Origin of the sequence: Streptomyces sp. WAC05292 (genome assembly GCF_003949955.1) — a bacterium.
In the GTDB taxonomy this organism is placed as follows: domain Bacteria; phylum Actinomycetota; class Actinomycetes; order Streptomycetales; family Streptomycetaceae; genus Streptomyces; species Streptomyces globosus.
Window position 1 is genome coordinate 1 of the sequence record NZ_RPSE01000764.1, and the last position, 1,015, is coordinate 1,015.

A 1,015-nucleotide genomic window follows, 5' to 3' on the forward strand; every position below is an offset into this window, starting at 1 on the left:
TCGGTCCTCCGGTGGGGGGTGGGCCTCGTGGTCGCCGCCATCCTTGCAGGCCCCGCTCACGGCACCAGCAGGCGCTCCCGGAGGAGCCGCGTCGTGTGCGGGGTGATGCCGACGCGGTCCGCCAGGTACGCGGCCGGCGAGCCGTGGCGGGTGGCCAGGTCGGCGAGGGTCAGGGACATCACGGTCGCCGGCGCCCGGCCGTACGAGGGCCAGCGCATGGTGCGGCCGGGGTTGGCCTCGTGCCAGTCGGCCAGGAGGCGGGCGGTGGCCAGCTCGGTCAGGGCGAAATCGGCCAGGATCTGCTCCTCGGGGACCTCCAGGAGGGTCAGGACGAGAGCGGCGATCAGCCCGGTGCGGTCCTTGCCGGACGTGCAGTGGAACACCGCCGGCCCCGGCCCCTCGGCGAGCAGCTCCAGGACCTGCCGGATCTCGGCGGCACCGTCCTCGGCCACCTCCGCGAAGCGGTCGGCGAGGTAGCGCCAGGGGTCGATGTCCGGGGCGATGGCGGACTGGTCGTACGGGCGGTGCTCGATGCTGTGGTTGGCGTAGGTGAAGCGGTCCGGTTCGGGGATCCGGCCCTTCGCCTCGATCTCCCACGGGTAGCGCAGGTCGACGACGGTCCGCACACCGAGCCCGAGGAAGCGCTCCCAGTCGGCCCCGCGCAGTTTGCCGAGGGAGTCGGCGCGATAGAGCCGGCCCCAGGCCACGGTGCGGCCGCCGGCGGTTCGGTAGCCGCCGAGGTCGCGGAAGTTGTGGAGCCGGTCGAAGGGGATGTGGCGCCGGGGGCCGTCCGCAGCGGTTGCCGCCTGCGGTGTCGTCGTCGGGCGGGTGGCGGTCAACCGGGGCTCCTCGGTGGGGTGTTCGGCGGTGTGTGGGATCAAGGATGCCTGCCGTCCGCGCCGCCCGGCAGCCCGGGGAGCCGGCGGGTGCGGGCGAAGGCCGGGCGCCCGCCCCCGGCGGCGGGCGCGACGGCGGCGTGCCGGGCCGCGGCGCCGTCGCGCCCGGGGGCGGGCGC

At 76.2% G+C, this 1,015-nt stretch carries 1 protein-coding gene; it reads right to left on the bottom strand.

The window, feature by feature from the left end; translation table 11 throughout:
* Positions 1-56: 56 nt before the first annotated feature.
* Positions 57-839, bottom strand: a complete 783-nt coding sequence (locus tag EF903_RS32905) for a tyrosine-protein phosphatase (protein ID WP_125548570.1) — start codon at positions 837-839, stop codon at positions 57-59.
* Positions 840-1,015 lie beyond the last annotated feature (176 nt).